16 protein-coding genes are annotated in these 16466 nt (G+C 61.7%); all 16 read right to left on the reverse strand.

The annotated features are described in order from the left end of the window. Nucleotides 1-24 precede the first annotated feature (24 nt). Nucleotides 25-1605, reverse strand: a complete 1581-nt coding sequence (locus PG5_RS13980) for an aldehyde dehydrogenase (NADP(+)) (RefSeq protein ID WP_020797776.1) — start codon at nucleotides 1603-1605, stop codon at nucleotides 25-27. A gap of 146 nt (nucleotides 1606-1751) precedes the next feature. After that, on the reverse strand, nucleotides 1752-3146 hold the full coding sequence (gene abaF, locus PG5_RS13985) for a fosfomycin efflux MFS transporter AbaF (RefSeq protein ID WP_042955413.1): 1395 nt from the start codon (nucleotides 3144-3146) through the stop codon (nucleotides 1752-1754). Between the two features lie 71 nt (nucleotides 3147-3217). Continuing rightward, nucleotides 3218-4135: a dihydrodipicolinate synthase family protein gene (locus tag PG5_RS13990; RefSeq protein WP_020797778.1), complete on the reverse strand. Its 918-nt coding sequence runs from the start codon at nucleotides 4133-4135 to the stop codon at nucleotides 3218-3220. 125 nt (nucleotides 4136-4260) lie between these two features. Then, a complete protein-coding gene (locus tag PG5_RS13995; RefSeq protein WP_020797780.1) occupies nucleotides 4261-5289 on the reverse strand; it encodes a proline racemase family protein in 1029 nt (342 codons plus the stop codon). A gap of 134 nt (nucleotides 5290-5423) precedes the next feature. Beyond that, nucleotides 5424-6146 carry an amino acid ABC transporter ATP-binding protein gene (locus PG5_RS14000; protein WP_020797781.1) on the reverse strand — a complete coding sequence of 241 codons (723 nt, stop codon included), beginning with the start codon at nucleotides 6144-6146 and terminating at the stop codon, nucleotides 5424-5426. Continuing rightward, nucleotides 6139-6789, reverse strand: coding sequence for an amino acid ABC transporter permease (locus tag PG5_RS14005; protein ID WP_020797782.1), 651 nt, complete (start codon nucleotides 6787-6789; stop codon nucleotides 6139-6141). Before PG5_RS14005 ends, PG5_RS14000 begins: the two co-directional genes overlap by 8 nt. Before the next feature lie 10 nt (nucleotides 6790-6799). Then, a complete protein-coding gene (locus PG5_RS14010; protein WP_020797783.1) occupies nucleotides 6800-7465 on the reverse strand; it encodes an amino acid ABC transporter permease in 666 nt (221 codons plus the stop codon). Further along, nucleotides 7458-9236, reverse strand: a complete 1779-nt coding sequence (locus PG5_RS14015) for an aconitase X (RefSeq protein WP_020797784.1) — start codon at nucleotides 9234-9236, stop codon at nucleotides 7458-7460. Before PG5_RS14015 ends, PG5_RS14010 begins: the two co-directional genes overlap by 8 nt. Nucleotides 9237-9246: 10 nt before the next feature. Beyond that, nucleotides 9247-10065 carry a transporter substrate-binding domain-containing protein gene (locus PG5_RS14020; protein ID WP_020797785.1) on the reverse strand — a complete coding sequence of 273 codons (819 nt, stop codon included), beginning with the start codon at nucleotides 10063-10065 and terminating at the stop codon, nucleotides 9247-9249. Nucleotides 10066-10293: 228 nt separating this feature from the next. Continuing rightward, entirely contained in the window at nucleotides 10294-11043 is a 750-nt protein-coding gene (locus PG5_RS14025; RefSeq protein ID WP_020797786.1) for an AraC family transcriptional regulator, read from the reverse strand. 74 nt (nucleotides 11044-11117) lie between these two features. Further along, nucleotides 11118-12374, reverse strand: a complete 1257-nt coding sequence (locus PG5_RS14030) for an FAD/NAD(P)-binding oxidoreductase (protein ID WP_020797787.1) — start codon at nucleotides 12372-12374, stop codon at nucleotides 11118-11120. Beyond that, nucleotides 12371-12607 (reverse strand): 2Fe-2S iron-sulfur cluster-binding protein, encoded by a 237-nt coding sequence (locus PG5_RS14035; RefSeq protein ID WP_020797788.1) that lies wholly within the window; start codon nucleotides 12605-12607, stop codon nucleotides 12371-12373. The genes PG5_RS14030 and PG5_RS14035 overlap by 4 nt, the downstream gene beginning before the upstream one ends. Beyond that, nucleotides 12600-13715 (reverse strand): FAD-binding oxidoreductase, encoded by a 1116-nt coding sequence (locus PG5_RS14040; protein ID WP_020797789.1) that lies wholly within the window; start codon nucleotides 13713-13715, stop codon nucleotides 12600-12602. Before PG5_RS14040 ends, PG5_RS14035 begins: the two co-directional genes overlap by 8 nt. Next, nucleotides 13712-14644 (reverse strand): 4-hydroxyproline epimerase, encoded by a 933-nt coding sequence (locus tag PG5_RS14045; protein WP_020797790.1) that lies wholly within the window; start codon nucleotides 14642-14644, stop codon nucleotides 13712-13714. The genes PG5_RS14040 and PG5_RS14045 overlap by 4 nt, the downstream gene beginning before the upstream one ends. 114 nt (nucleotides 14645-14758) lie before the next feature. Beyond that, nucleotides 14759-15430: a GntR family transcriptional regulator gene (locus PG5_RS14050; protein WP_020797791.1), complete on the reverse strand. Its 672-nt coding sequence runs from the start codon at nucleotides 15428-15430 to the stop codon at nucleotides 14759-14761. A 310-nt stretch (nucleotides 15431-15740) separates the two neighbouring features. After that, complete coding sequence (locus PG5_RS14055) at nucleotides 15741-16199, reverse strand: transposase (RefSeq protein ID WP_020797792.1); 459 nt, start codon at nucleotides 16197-16199, stop codon at nucleotides 15741-15743. Between the last annotated feature and the right edge of the window lie 267 nt (nucleotides 16200-16466).

The raw sequence follows: 16466 nt of genomic DNA on the forward strand, positions 1-16466 counted from the left end.
GGGCGCCCATGGCGCCCGTTCGGTTTACAGCGACTGGCGCTGGAGGATGCCATCGACCAGGCGATTGAGGCCCAGTGGGTTGGCGTTCTGAAGCGCTTCGGGCAGCAAGGTGTCGGGGCAGTTCTGGTAGCACACCGGGCGCAGGAATCGCTCGATGGCCAGGGTGCCGACTGAGGTGCCACGGGCATCGGAAGTGGCCGGGTAGGGGCCGCCATGTACCATCGCATCGCAGACTTCGACGCCGGTAGGGTAGCCATTGAAGAGCACACGACCGACTTTCTGCTCCAGCAGCGGCAAGACGCCTGTGCAGATTTGCAGGTCGAGGGTTTCTGCTATCAACGTGGCGGTCAGTTGACCGTGCAAGCTTTGCAACACTTGCTGCAGTTCCCCCGCATTGGCGACTTCAACCAGCACGGTCGTCGGGCCGAATACCTCTTCCTGCAGCAGCGCATCACTCTTGAGCAGCAGGCTGGCGTCGGCCTTGAACAGTTGTGGTCGGGCCTGGTTGCCCAGCTGTTCTTGACCGGCCAGGTGGGTCACCCCTGGATGACTGAGCAGTGCCTGTAGCGCTTTTTTATAGCTGGCAAGGGTTCCGGCGTTGAGCATGGTCTGGGGCGGTTGCTCGCTCATCAGACCACTGAGCAGCGCTGTGAAAGCGTCGAATCGCGGTGACGAGATGCCGATGACCAGGCCGGGATTGGTACAGAACTGACCGCAGCCCTGGACCACCGATGCCACCAGCTCACTGGCGATTTTTTCGCCACGAACCTGCAAGGCTTGAGGCAACACCACGACCGGGTTGATGCTGCTCATTTCAGCGAACACCGGAATCGGTTGTGATCTTGCAGCGGCCATATCGCACAGGGCACGGCCGCCCTTGAGTGAGCCGGTGAAACCAACAGCCTGGATCGCCGGATGCTTGACCAGGATTTCGCCCACGCCGGAGCCGTAGATCATGTTGAACACGCCCTTGGGCATGTCCGTCTGCTCGGCGGCGCGAATGATCGCATCAGCCACCCGTTCGGCAGTTGCCATATGTCCACTGTGGGCCTTGAACACCACCGGGCAACCGGCGGCCAGGGCGGCAGCGGTATCGCCACCGGCGGTGGAGAACGCCAGGGGGAAATTGCTCGCGCCGAAAACGGCGACCGGGCCGACACCGATTCGATACTGACGCAGGTCTACCCGTGGCAGTGGTTGGCGTTCGGGCAAGGCGCGGTCGATGCGCGCTCCGTAGAAATCACCACGACGCAGGACTTGGGCGAACAGGCGCATCTGGCCGCTGGTGCGAGCACGCTCACCCTGTATACGAGCGGTTGGCAGTGCCGTCTCGCGAGTGACCAGGGCGACAAACTCATCGTCAAGCGCGTCCAGTTGCGTGGCGATGGCCTCGAGAAATTCCGCACGGCGGCTGGCCGGCAGGTTGCGAAAGGCCGGGTAGGCGGCTGCGGCGGCCTGGGCGGCAGCGTGCACTTCTTCTGCGGTGGCTTGCATGAACGAGAAGGGCAGGACTTCGCCGGTATTTGCGTCATGGCTTCGCAGCGCGATGCTGCCAGCGGCGCTGCGTGTACCGCCGATGTAGTTGTGACCGAGGATCTCAGGCATCTAAAAGGCTCCTGTCAAAAAAGGGGGGTAATTCAACTCCCCTGTAGGAGCGAGCATGCTCGCGAGGCACTCAAGGGCACCGCGTGAATCCAGAATGCACGCGTCATCGTTGACGTCCATCGCGAGCATGCTCGCTCCTACAGGGTTTACGCCAGTGAGTCGGCGCGACGTGGGGTTGTCGCGGTCGGGCCCAGCGCCGCAATCCGCGCAGCAGACTCGGCATCCACCGTGTGCAACGATTTGCCACGGGTTTCCCGGGTCAGCCCGACGGCCACGATGGAGATCAGCGAAGCGCCGACCAGATAGAGCGCGATCGGTGTCGAGCTGTGGTACTTGTTGAGCAGGGTGATCGCGATCAGTGGCGCCAGCGAGCCTGCGAAGATCGGCGCCACCTGGTAGCACAGCGAGAGTGCGGTGTAGCGCACGTGGGTCGGAAACATCTCGGCCATCAGCGCCGAGTAGGGCGCGTAGGTCATCGATTCGATGGCCAGGCCCAGGGTGATGGCCGCCATGATCAGCCAATTGTTGCCGGTGTCCATCATCGGGAAGCCGACGAATCCCCAAAACGCGGTGAGTACTGCACCCACCAGGTAAACCGGTTTGCGCCCGACCAGATCCGACAGATAACCCATCAACGGAATCAGGAAGAAGTGCAGCAAGTGAGCGCCGAACATCAGCAACAGAATCTCTGACGTGTCCTTGTGCACCACCAGTTTCAGATAAGTGATCGAGAAGGTCACGACGGTGTAGTAGAGGATGTTCTCGGCAAACCGCGCGCCGATACCGACCAGCACCGAACGCCAGTGGTGGCGCAGCACTTCGACCACGCCCAGTTGCTGATGCCTGGTCTGCGCCTGACGAGCCTGGGCCTCCTTGAAAATCGGTGCGTCATCGACACTGGTGCGAATCCAGTAGCCGATCAGTACCACCACGGCCGAGAACCAGAATGCTACGCGCCAGCCCCAGGCGAGGAATTGCTCCTCGGACAGGTTCGACGACAACAGCAGCAGGGCAACCGTCGCCACCAGGTTGCCGGCTGGAACACCGGCTTGTGGCCAACTGGCCCAGAAGCCTCGACGGTTGTCCGGGCAGTGCTCGGACACCAGCAAGATCGCACCGCCCCATTCGCCGCCAAAGGCGAAGCCCTGGATCAACCGCAACAGCACCAGCAACACCGGCGCGGCATAGCCGATCTGGTTGAAGCCGGGCAGGCAGCCCATCAGGAAGGTGGTGATGCCAACCACCACCAGGCTTAATTGCAGCAGGCGTTTGCGGCCGTACTTGTCACCGTAGTGACCGAACACCAGCCCGCCCAGCGGACGGGCGAGAAAGCCCACGGCATACAGGGCGAAGGCAGCGATGATGCCATCGATGGGGCTGTCGGTCTGGCGGAAGAACAACTGGCCGAAGACCAGTGCCGAAGCGGTGCCATAAAGGAAGAATTCATACCATTCGGCAACGGTGCCGGCCATGGCGGCGGCCACGACACGTTTGAGTCCCGAGGGTGTGGTTGCGCTAGACGGGTGTTGAGCGTTGGACATGCTGGCGTTTCCTGTAGATGCGCAAAAACAGGCAGCCGGGACGGGTCCGCGAAGACCCACCCGGCAATCACTCAGAGACCGACGTCCGGCAAGTGCGGACGGTTGGCCAGGGCCTTGGCCATGATCTGCTCGACAAAGACGCGATCGGCTTCCGGCAGGGCCAGGCGTGGCGGACGGGTCAGGGCGCTGCCGCGACCGGCGATGGCTTCGCACAGCTTGATGCACTGCACCAGGTCGGCACGGGCGTCGAGGTGCAGGATCGGCATCAGCCATTCGTAGATCGGCATGGCTTCGGCATAGCGTCCGGCCTTGGCCAGGCGGAAGATGGTTTCGCCCTCTTTGGGGAATACGTTGGACATGCCCGACACCCAGCCTTCAGCGCCCACGGCGAGGCTTTCCAGCACCACGTCGTCGAGGCCGGCGAACAACACGAAACGGTCTCCCACTTCATTGCGAATGTCGATGAAGCGGCGAGTGTCGCCCGAGGAATCCTTGAAGCACACCACGTTGTCGCAGTCGGCGAGGGCTATGAGGATGTCCGGGGTCACGTCGTTTTTGTAGATTGGCGGGTTGTTGTAGACCATCAGCGGCACGTCGGCGTTTTTCGCCACGTAACGGTAATGCTCGGCGGTTTCGAACGGCTTGGAACCGTAGACCAGCGCCGGCATTAGCATCACGCCATCGACGCCGACCCTGCGTACCGCGTTAGCGACCTTGGCCGCTTCCACGCTGGTGAACTCGGCTACGCCGCAAATCACCGGTACACGGCCGCCCGAGGCCGCGACCGCGACTTCGGTCACGGCAATTTTTTCGGCGGCACTCAGCGAGGTGTTTTCGCCTACCGAGCCGCAAACCACCAGTCCTGATACGCCGTCGCGGATCACGTTGGAAATGACTTCATGGGTTTTTTCCAGGTTGATGGAGAAGTCATCGTTGAATTGAGTGGTCACCGCTGGGAACACGCCACTCCAGTTAACACGCTTGCTCATTGTTGCCTCCAGATTGTTTATTGTATTTCGTATACGATATTGAAAGTGAAAGAAATCAGCCAGTGGTTTGTTTACGTTTTCGGGTGTTTTTTCGGGCCGTTGGTCGGGGATCAGCGATTGAGCATTCAGGCACCCGGCCAGGTGTCTGACAGTCGATAGCCTTGTGGCCACGGATCGCTTGGGTCGAGCAGTAATTGATGGGTACCGGTAATCCAGGCCCGCCCGGAAATGCACGGGTAGATGGCGGGGCGCCCGGCCACTTCGGTCAGCGAGTCAATACGGCAGTGGAACGCTGAGCCGATGATCGAGCGACCGATAAATCTGTCCCCAACGCCCATCAAGCCTTTGGCCTGCAACACGGCCATCCGCGCGGAGCAGCCAGTGCCGGTAGGCGAGCGGTCGATCTTGCCCGGTTGAATCACCACCGCATTGGCACCCGTGGCAATGCCCTGCTCACGAACGATGGGCGCGGCGATCTGGCAAAAGGAAATGTGCGACCAATCGGGGTTCAGTGGATGGACAAAGCCCAATTGCTCATTGGCGGCCCGGGTGATTTTCAACCCAACCGCCACCAGGTCGGCCGCTTCATCGGGGCTGATTGAAAACCCCAGGTCCTGGGCATCGGCGATCACAAAGCTGTCGCCGCCGTAGGCGGTATCGACCTTGAGCGTGCCGACACCTTGCACTTCGATCCACGCATCGAGACGATCGGCGAAGGACGGCACGTTTTTGATTTCCACCCGTTCGACCTTGCCATCACGGCAATCGGCGACGGCTTCGATCAGGCCGCCGGGTGCTTCGAGCACCAGCCGGGTTTGCGGTTCGGTCATTGGCACGATACCGGTGTCGAGCAACACGGTGGCCACGCACAATGAGTTGGAGCCTGACATCGGCGGCGTGTCCGCTGGCTCCATGATGATCCAGGCCATCTGCGCCCGCGGGTCCTTGGCCGGCACCAACAGATTGACGTGTCGGAACACTCCGCCCCGGGGTTCGTTGAGTACGAAGTTGCGCAGGTTTTCGTCTTTGGCAATCCAGCGCGATTGTTCCCACACCGTGGCGCCGGGCGGTGGTGCGACTCCGCCGACAATGACGTCGCCGACTTCACCTTCGGCGTGGCAACTGACTACATGAATCACTTTCGATGAACGCATTCTCTGCTCCTTGTGTTGACTGTTCGGGCCTCTTCGCGGGCAAGCCCGCTCCCACAGGTTTATGGATTGGCTCGTGATTGTGTGTACACCACCAGATCCTGTGGGAGCGAGCCTGCTCGCGAAGGGGCCACCGGTTATTTCACCGATTTGAGAAACGCCGCCGTCTCGGCATGCACCGGATTGCCGATCACCTGATCCGGTGAGCCGATCTCATGCACCAGACCGTTGCGAAAGAACGCCACGCGGTCGGACACGTCCCGCGCGAAGCGGATCTCGTGAGTCACCAGCACCATGGTCATGCCGTCCTCGGCGAGCATGCGCATCGTATCCAGCACTTCGCCGACCAACTGTGGGTCCAGAGCCGAGGTGGCTTCGTCGAACAGCATATAGTCCGGTGACATGGCCAGGGCGCGGGCGATGGCCATGCGTTGTTGCTGACCGCCAGACAGCTTGCCGGGGAAGGTCTTGAGTTTGTCGCCCAGGCCCACGTGGGTCAGCTGCCGTACCGCCAGTTCCTCGGCGCAGGCCTTGCTTTTACCCAGCACTTTGCGCGGCGCCAGCATGACGTTTTCCAGCACAGTCAAATGCGGAAAAGCGTTCCATTGCTGGAACACGATGCCGATCTTCTGCCGCAGGCGGTTCAGGTCGGTGGCGTTGTGATGGACCTCGACGCCGTCGACCCGGATGTTGCCTTTCTGGATTGGCTCCAGGCCGTTGATGCACATCAACAAGGTCGATTTGCCAGAACCGGAGCCACCGATGATTGACACCACCTCGCCCTTGCTCACCGTGAGGTTCACACCCTTGACCACTTCGAGATTGCCGAAGGATTTGTGTACGTTCTCGATCTCAATCATTTTCTTGCCACCTTCTTTCCAGACGAGCGCCCAGGCGTGCGACCACCAGGCTCATGACGTAGTAGATAAGGCCCGCGATGCATAGCACCACCAACGGTTCCTGGATGCGGGTCACGATGGTTTGCGAGGCGCGCAGCAGTTCGACGATGCCGATCCACATCACCAGCGCGGTGTCTTTCATCACGCCTAGCACCAGGTTCAGCCAGCCGGGAAAGGCCACGCGAGTGGCCATCGGCAGGACGATCCAGCGCAGGTCCTGCAGGAAGCTCAGGCCCAACGAACGACTGGCGCGGCGCACCGTGAACGGCACCGACAGCACGCCGCCGCGCACGATTTCGGTAAAGTACGCCGCGGTGTAGACCCCCAGCACAATGCAACCGACGCTGAAGGCGCTGATGTTCAGGCCGACGATGCTTTTGAGCGAGTTGAACAGGACGAACTGGATCAGCAACGGCACGCTGCGAAACACGTCCAGCACCCAGGCCAGCGGCAGGCTGAGCCGTGGGAACAGGGCGCGCAGCAACCCGAACAACAGCCCTGCAATGGAACCGAGAATGATCGCCCAGAACGTCAATTGCAGCGTGACCCAGGCGCCGTCGAGCAGGAACAACAGGTCATTGGAGGAAAACTCGGTGGAAAACATGGACAGCTCCTCAGTAACGGAACAACCGCCAGGCCATCAGCCGGGCTGCCGCGACGATCGCCTTGGCAATCAGGTAATACAGCACTGCTGCGATGGCGAAGTATTCGAAGGTGCGGAAGGTCTTGACGTTGTATTCCTGAGTCACTCCGGTCAGGTCATTGTTAAGGCCGACGATGACCCCCAGCGATGTCATCAGCACCGCCCACACCATTTGATTGGTGAGCGGATAGAAGACGATTCGTAGCAGTTGCGGGACGATGATCATGCGGTAGGTCTGGAAGGCACTCATGCCGAGTGAGCGCGCGGCACGTACCTGGGTGTGGGGCACCGCCTTGAGCCCGCCACGGAAGTTTTCCGCGAGATAACCGGCGTTGTTGAAAGTGATCCCGGCCAGTAGCGCGAGCCAGGAGCTGACATGCAGGCCCAGTGAGCCGAGGCCGAAGTACAGGATGTAAATCTGGAACAGCGACGGAGTGTTGCGGGCAATCGATACCCAGCCGTTGCCGATGCCACGCAGCAGCGGGTGCCTGGCTTCGCGCATGACCGTCAGGACCAGGGCAATCAGTACACCGAAAATCATCGACAGCGCAGCGGTCTCGAACGTAACCCACGCGCCGGTGAGCATGTCCGGCAAGGCGCGCAGCGCGGTGCGCCATTGGAAGGTGTAGTCAAACATGCGAGCGGTTCTCCATCGGCAAGGCAGGTTGCAACCAGCTCGGCAGACGCCCGCTGGCGGTGGCGGTGCAGGCGGCATCGACACATTCGGCCAGGCTGGCGAAGTGCACGTTGCGCCCCACCAGGCCGGGTGCGTAATGGGCGTACTTGCCCGAGTTGGTCATTAAGGTGGTGGCGGCCCGCGGGATCACCGGTTCGCCGAGCATGCACCAGCAGGTATCGGTCACCAGCGTGGCGCCGAAGGTTTCAATGACATCGATGTACCCGGCGTCACGGGCCTGCTCCAACACCGCACGACCGCAAGTGATGGCGAGCACCACCTCGGGGTGCTCGACCCGGTCGCGACACAGCTGTGCCAAGCGGGCAAACTCGCTGAGCGAGAAGTGCGGGTTACCCAGCGAGACCACATCCACGCGGTTGTCCCTGGCGCTGTTGAGCTCACGCCAACTGACCAGCAGGTCCTCCAGGCGAATGGTTGCCACGGGCAGCGGAGTATCCGGCTCCAGTACCTGCGCCGGGTCGAGTGCTTCGGGGGTGACCCCGGCGATGTGGAACAGCGGCGCGGCGGACGTGGTGGCGAACGCCGCGCCGAAGGCTTTCAAGTCGTCCAGGTCTGGCTGGCGTTGTTCCAGGCCGAATATCAGCGGGATCCGGCTGCCCGCGAGTGCGCCGATGTGGTAACCGAGCAAGGGGTAGAACGCATCGTCGAGTTCAGCCAATTTCGGCAATTCAACGCGCAAGCGGGCTTTGCGTGGCGCGTCCAGATGGCAGCCGATCAGGGGCGCGCGGCCGGTCAGGGCGATGCAGATATCCAGGTAGTCGGGGTACTTCAGGGTGCGTGCCCCAAGCACGCTGTTGGCGTAGACCACCGCGTTGGATTCGGCCCAGACGATCTGGTCGCCGGCCTTCGGTGCGCTGTCGAGCAAATAGGGCGCACAGGTGAAACTGAGCTGTGCACCCATGGCCATGTAGGCGTCGCCCACGGCGCTGGCCGGCTCGCCGAGCAGTGGGTCGATGCCCAGCTCGCGCCAACGACGCTGGTCAACGGATATTGAATTGAGGGTAGTGGGGACCCGAACCTTGGCGCCCCACTGCACCAGTTGTTGAGCAAAGCGCAGGCTCGCAGGTCCGGTGTAAATGCAACCGTCGATGTGCGCCTGGGTAACATCTATAAGACGCTGGGCACCTTGCAGTTCGGCCAGGCGCAGGACGATTTGCATGGCCATCTGCGCCGCTTTGCCATGCGCGCCGTTGAGCAACGCGTGGTCGAACTCGCTGAGTTCGATTGCTGTGCTGGTATCGCGAGCCTGCGTCGGCGTTTCGGATGGCTGCCAGTTGTCGACGGGGATGTGATCGAACACGGCCAGACTGGCACCGTCGATTCGGGCAAATGCCTTGCCGCGCAAGGCGGCGAAGGCCTCGCTGCCGATGCAGAGCACCGGCAGTGAGCGCTCGAAAATCATCTGTGCCACCAGCACGCCCAAGGTCAGGATCTCATCGGCTTCGGCCAGTACCAGCGCGGCTGGTGCATGACCGTTGCTGATCAGTTCCATCAGCACACTGCTGCCAGTACACGAACCGCGTCCGCTGGGAATGGCGAGCACTCGACCGCTCAGGTATTCGCCGCTGAGGGGATGGTGACGGTCGATGATTTCACCCCGCAAGGGGTCGACTCCGCCCCAGAAGCTCAACCCGACATCGGCAAACAGCAGGGCACCCTGGGCAGCGCCCGGGACCAGGCTGCGACCGGTCAGAGAAGTGGGCCTAGGCATGCCGGGCACCTCAGTAGTAGACCTTTGGCACGGTCAGGTCGCTCGGCGAAATCTCGGTGCCGACCCATTTGGTGAACAACTCCTTGTAGCGACCGTTGCGTACCTGCTGGTTGACGAACAGGTTGAGGTAATTGAGCAGTCCGTACTCGTTGCGCTTGGTACCCAGGGAGACATAGTCGATGGTGTAGGGCGCGTTGCCGGCGATCTTCAGGTTTTTGTATTTACCCGACTTGATCGTTGCGGCGGCGACGGTATTGGTGACCACCGTGGCGTCGATATGACCCTGGGCCACCGCCAGCAGCGTGTCGTTTTGTGACTGGTAGGCACGGAAGGTACCGGTACCCCATTTCTTCACATCGTTCTCCAGGGCAATGGCTTCATAGGTGCCACTGGTGTTGCCCAGTGCCTTGCCCTTGATGTCGTCGAAACTGTTGATGCCGGTGTTATCGCGGGTCAGGACGACCATCTGGAAGGCGAAGTACGGCACGGTCAGGCCGACGGTCTTGGCCCGCTCAAGGGTGTCGGAGGTCGAGGCGACAATCACGTCGGCCCGCCCGGATATCAGTGCTGGAATGCGGTCCGGGAAGGGTGTTTCGACCACTTCGGCCTCGACCCCGAGGACCTTTGCCAGGTCGGTGCAATAGTCCACGTCAAAACCCGCCGGGGCGTTGCTGGCATCTCGAAAACCCATGGGCGGGAAGTCCAGCGTCACGGCGCAGCGCAGCTTCCCGGAACCGATGATGTCGTCGAGTTTGTCAGCCTGTGCGGTGGCGATGAAGGTAGTACTGAGAACAGCGCTGAGGGCTACGGCAAATGCGGGGTTTTTCATAGAGGCCTCGTTGTCGGAAGTGCTGTTAGATATCGTATTGGGGATTTCGTATACGATATTAACAATAGCAACGGTTGTGCCGATTTGCCTTTTTACCGGCAAATATTTTCCAGCCCTTGAGTCAGGGCGGTTTAGGAGTCAGGAAAATGGCAGCGGCGTCGTGCCGCCGGGCAGGCAGGTGTTACAGAAGGGAGCACCCTGTGTGCGGGGCGCCCCTTAAAGGAACATTTAACGACCGCGATCGCGGAACTGGCTGGGCGAAAGGCTGGTGAGGGCACGGAACTGGCGGCTGAAAGCACTGTGGTCGGTGTAGCCGCAGCGCAGGGCGATTTCGGTGATGGGCAGGTCGCTCTCCAGCAACAACCGCGTACCTTCTTCGAGCCGGGACTTGTGGATCATCTGCCGTGGGGTGAGCTGGAACACCCGTTTGCAATGGCGTTCGAGTTGCGCAACCGAAAAACCCGCGATTGCCGTCAGTTCGGCAAGGCTGATAGGTCGAGCAAAATGACGACGGATGTGCGCGTCCACCGCTGCCAGTTTCTGGAACGCCGGGTGGTTGGACTGGGGCAACTGCAGGTCACGGGAAATGCCGGCCAGGCCGACGATCTGCCCATGTTCATCGCGCAGCGCGAGTTTATGGGTCAGGCACCAGACTGGCTGGTTACCGAAATACAGGTGCAGTTCGAGTTGGTCGGCCAATTCGCGTCCGGTGGCCAACACCCGTCGATCCTGTTCGGTGTAAATCGGGCCAAAGCGCTCCGGGAAGACACGGTCTGCTGTCAGCCCCAGCAGTTGGTCACTGTGCTTGAAGCTACAGCGTCGGACCAGGGTCTGGTTGACGAAAACGTAGCGGGCCTCGCAGTCCTTGATGAAAAACACCACGTCCGTCAGGGTATCGAGCAGCGTCGCGATGGCCTGCAAACTGTTCAGCAGCGTCGGCAGGTCGCAGGGTTTGAAATGATTGAGTGAGGGGAACATATCAAGAGGGGCCTGGTGGCGACTACCGGGACTATAAAGACTCGGCAGCGCCCCCGAAACCCCGAAGCGAGCGTTTACACCGGTGGCGTGTCATCCAGGCACATCAGGGTTTCGATGCGCGCCGGGTTGAACGGCGGCCGGGGCGCCGTGGGTTGCCAGTCGAACAGATACTGCAAGGCACCGCCACACACCCGGCCCTGGCAGGCGCCCATGCCGCAGCGACTGGCCAGTTTGGCCTCGCGCCAGCCAACGTGCCCGGACAGTGCCGAGTAGGGTACGTCTTCGCAACGACAGACCAGCGTGTCGGGTTGCGCCAGCGACTTGAGCTGCGGGTCGAGGCCGAAGGCGCTGTTCAACGCCTTGGCGAAACCCTGCCAGCGCGCGCGACGTGGCCACAAATTCCGTGCCGCCGCGGTGTTACCCACCGCCACATGCCCGGCGATTGCCCCTTCAACCAGTGCCAGCTCACTGCCGCCGAAACCGGTGCATTCGCCAGCGGCGTAGTGGTCGGTGTGGCTCGTGGTTTGCCAGGCATCCACGGCAAGCGCCGAGCCATCGAGCGCGCAGCCCAAGGCCTGACCGAGTTGGGTGTTGGGAATCAGGCCGAAACCACAGGCCAGGCGATCACACGCCAATTCGACGATTTTGCCCCGATGCCGCAATCGCACAGCTTCCAGCCGATCGTTGCCCAAGGCCGCCACGACATGGCTGCCGGTGCGGTAATGACGGTCGAACAGACTGAAAGATTGCACCAGCTTGCCCGGCCAGCGCGGCAGTCGCAGGGCGAATCCTGCGACCGCGACCGCAGAGGCCTGCTCGGCGATGCGCAGCACCTGGGCACCGTTGTGTTTCGCAGTGGCCGCGCTGGCCAGTAGCAACGGACCGCTGCCGGCGATCACCACACGCTCGTCCTGCACGGGCAGGCCACCCTTGATCAGCGCCTGAAGTCCGCCCGCGCCGGTCACTCCTGGCAGCGTCCAGCCGGGGAAGGGCAGCAGCAATTCACGGGCACCGGTACATAGAATCAGTTTGTCATAGCCGATCAACCAGCCTCGGTCGGCGTCTTCCACCAGCAATTGCTTGGCACCAGCGAGGGCAATTACACGGGTGCCGGCATGGTGGCGGATATTGCTGTTGGCCTGCAGGCGCTCGCGCATTTGCCGCGCCTGATCCGGCAGGCTGGCCTGGAGCCCGTCGCGCCAGATCTGGCCGCCCGGCAACGGGTTGTCGTCGAGCACCACAATGCGCGCGCCACTGGACGCTGCGGCGAGGGCGGCACTCATGCCGGCGGGGCCAGCGCCGATGATCAGTAGGTCGGCGTATTCGTTCATGCTCGGGTCTGCACTTGCATGCCTTGCTGGCATAGCGTTTGGCAGGCCAGTCGGCGGCGACCGTCGATGGTCACCCGGCATTCCTGGCAGATGCCCATGCCGCACAGCGGTGCGCGGCGCTGACCGCTGACGGCAGTGCGACTGCAACCGTCGCCGGCCAGTACCAGTGCAGCAGCCACCGTCGTGCCCGCGGCCACCTTCAGCGCGCGGCCATCCATGATCAAATCAAGCATAGGCGGCCTCTTCGAGAAAACGTTGCGGCAGATAGGGTTGTACCGCCAGAGGCGGCGTCTCATTGAACAATTGCGCGACCAGTAAATCGGCAGTCCCGGGCGCCGTGGTGACCCCCAGTCCTTCGTGCCCGACCGCCAGCCACAGGCCTTTGCGTTTGGGGTGCTGGCCAATCAGCGGCAGCCCGTCCGGGCTGGCGGCGCGAAAACCGGTCCAGGCGCGGATACCGTTGAGTTGAGCCAGGCCCGGCATGTATTCGGTGGCGCGCTTGAGCATTTTCGCGAGCATCCAACCTTCGACCTGCGGGTCGGTGGTGCCGAATTGTCGCGAAGCACCAATGAACAATTGCCCGGTGGGGCGGGGCTGAATGTTGCAGGCGGTCGACGGTCCCGTCGCATTGTGGGCGCTGGTGACGTAACCCAGCTCCACCAGCGTGTGGGTGACCTTGCCGGGGTAGCGGTCGGTGATCAGCAGGTGGCCCTTCTTCGGTTCGATCGGCAACTCGGGGCACAAGTCATTGGCCTGGATGCCGTTGGCCAAAATGACCGCTTCAGCGTTCAACCACTGGCCATCATCGAGTCGCACGCGGTTGCCATCGACCTCGCTGACCCGTGCCCGCCGTTGTTCGATGCCCTGAGTGTCGAGCATCCAGTTGGCGGTCGCCGGGGCATAGAGAATGCCGTCGCCGTTGATCAACAAACCACCCTCCAGGCCATCGCGCAATTCCGGTTCACGGGCATGCAAGGCGTTGCGCGTGATCAGCTCGCAGGTAACGCCCCGGGCTTGAAGGTTCATGTGTTTGCTTTGGGCCACCGCCATTTCCTCGGCATTGGCCGCCAGCCACAATGTGCCATTGCGGCGATAAGCGCAGCTGTCGGGCAGTTGTGGGGCCTGTTCGCGCCAGCGTTGCACTGAGTATTGGCTCAGGGCCAGTTCGGCAGGGTTGTCATCGAGCACCAGCAAATGGCCCATGCCAGCGGCTGTCGCGCCGTGCAGGCCAGCATCCAGTACCAGCACGCGCAAGCCGCGTCGGGCCAGCGCCTGGGCACAAGCGGCGCCGATGATACCCGCACCGATCACGATCACATCGGCTGCCAGGCCTTGGTTCATGGGCGAATGCCCCAGGCGAACGGGTCGGCCTGTTCAATGATCAGGCTGGCTTCGGCACTGATATAAGCGCGGCCGCGAATGGTCGGTACGATGCGCTCGCCATGACGTTCGTAGGAGCCCTCGAACTCGCTGCCGATCACGCTTGCCTGACGCCAGATCTGTCCCGGTTGCAATTTGTCGTCGGCCGCCAGGCACGCCAACTTGGCACTGGTGCCGGTGCCGCAGGGCGAACGGTCGTAGGCCTTGCCGGGACAGAGCACAAAGTTGCGGCTGTCGGCCTGGGCGTCATCGGCGAACAGTTCGACGTGGTCGATCAAACCGCCGTCTTCACCGCGTATCCCCTGAATGTCCAGTGCTTGCTGCACGGCGTAGGTGTAAGCGGTCAACGCCTCCAGGTTGTCACTGTCGATTCGCAGGCCATGTTCGGCGATCAGGAAAAACCAATTGCCCCCCCAGGCGATATCGCCAACCACCTGGCCGATCCCCGGCACCTGCAAGGCTACGGCTTTGCGGTAACGATAGGCCGGCACGTTGCGCACGCTGACGGAGTAGTCGTCGTGCAAGGTGGCCTGTACCGTACCGACTGGTGTTTCGATGCTGTGCACGCCCGGACCGATCTTGCCCAAGTGTGCCAGCGACGCCACCAGGCCAATGGTGCCGTGGCCACACATGCCGAGGTAGCCGGTATTGTTGAAAAAAATCACTCCGGCGCAGGCAGCGGGGTCGACCGGTTCACACAACAATGCGCCGACCAGCACGTCGCTGCCCCGTGGTTCGAGTACGCAGGCGGCGCGCCATTGATCATGGTGTTCAGCCAGTCGCCGAAGCCGTTCGGCCATGCTGCCGGTACCCAGGTCGGGAAAACCGCCGGTCACCAGGCGGGTGGGTTCGCCGCCAGTGTGGGAATCGATCACGGTGATGCGTTTCATGACAGGGCCACGTCCGTTCAGTTGAGTGAACGCAAGAGTGGCCCGTGCGAGGGTTTGGCGGCTTGATGGTTTTATCCTGCGCCGATGACGAAATCGGCACAATCAAGCAGACGGTCAAGGGTGGTGGGGCAGGTGCTCGAACAACGTTTTGCAGACCCCGGCGATGTGTTCGTCGAGCAGCTTCACTGCCCGGTCGACGTCACCCGCGCGACAGGCTTCGACGATCTCCCGGTGCTCGTGGTCGGCCCGCTCCTTCCCGGAGGAGAGGCTCATCTGCATCCGCAGATAACGTTCCAGTTTGTCGTTGACCGAACGGATCAGGCTCACCAGAAACGGACGTTGCGCCGGCTCGTAGAGACAGGCGTGGAGTTCCCAGTTGAGCTCAGCCCAGCGTCCCACGTCATCTTCGCCGATGAACTCCTGGCAGATGCGTTCGGCGCGGGCGAATGTGTCTTCGGTCATGTTGGGAATGGCCAGGCGTAGAACCTTGTCTTCGAGCAACATGCGCACTTCGAACATCTGTGCCAGTTCGGCATCGGACACACGCGTGACCATTGCCCCGCGATTGCGCTGGAACATCACCAGGCCTTCGGCTTCCAGACGCTTGAGGGCCTCGCGGACCGGGATCTTGCTGACGTTGAACTGTCGGGCGATGTCGTCCTGGCGAATAGGCTCGTCTTCGGCGAAATGCCCCGCGACGATGGCGTCACGCAGATGGCGAGTGATGATTTCCGATGTCGAAGGCGCATTGCCCAAGTCGGGAGCGTTGAATTTGGGTGAGTTCACGGCGGCGGTCGTTCGGATTGAGTTAGAGATATGGTATACGAATTTTGCGCCGAAACTCACTGGCCTGTGCCTTGACGCTGTTCGCTTGACTTAGTACTACACGCATTTCACGCGCTCGAACGCCGGGGCGCGGATATCAGTGCTGATCTAAAACGATGTACGTGTGCTACCGCAGACCGGTGAGCATGGGGAGTTAACGTTATGGCAGGTGTGTCGGGAGCGCGTGCAAAGTCCTATAGGCGTCAGCGGTGCGACGATCCGATTGCCCGCGGAGAACGCGTTGGAGCAGGCACACCGCAGCAGTTAGCTTCTACAGCCACACGGCATCCCACAACGGATAGTCCCCAATTTTCTCGACCAGTCCCGCTCGCAGCGGATTGGCCACGATATGGCGTGCCACTGCCGGCAGGTCTTCATCCCTGCGGATCGCTCGGTCATGAAAGCCATGTTGCCAGAGTGATCCATCGCGCTCGAGCGAACGATTCAACGCGAGCGTAATGCGTGATTTTGTCCTCGCCATGATGCAAGTAAGCGTGTTGTTTTTGAGCTCGAACAGCCAATGGAGATGGTCCGGCATGACAACCCAGGCCAGCGAAAGCACCAGCTCTTCTTCCTGCGCCTTCTTCAATGCATCGACCACGAGCCGGCCTTGCATGAAGTCCCTGAATACGGGGGCCCGGTTCTGAACGACGGTTGTGACCAGATAGATCTGCCCCGGCGCTGAAAAGCGCCCGGTGCGCAATCGATGCGCCTGGTGAATGGTTGGCATGGTGCATCTTCCTTGATCATGGCGTTGTCAGTTCAGGCTAGAACGTTGGGGAAATAGTGTTGGTGAACAGTTATTCCTGATGTGTCTGTGGGAGTGAACGGGCAGCGACTGGTTCGCCTGTAGGAGCGATGCTTGCCCGCGAAGAACGATGACGCGGTGCAACAGGTACACCGCAGCGCCCGGTTCGCCGGCAAGCCTGGCTCCTACAGCGCGAAGAACGATGACGCGGTGCAACAGGTACACCGCGGCGCCCGGTTCGCCGGCAAG

The sequence above is a fragment of the Pseudomonas sp. G5(2012) genome (genome assembly GCF_000408945.1).
Classification (GTDB): domain Bacteria; phylum Pseudomonadota; class Gammaproteobacteria; order Pseudomonadales; family Pseudomonadaceae; genus Aquipseudomonas; species Aquipseudomonas umsongensis.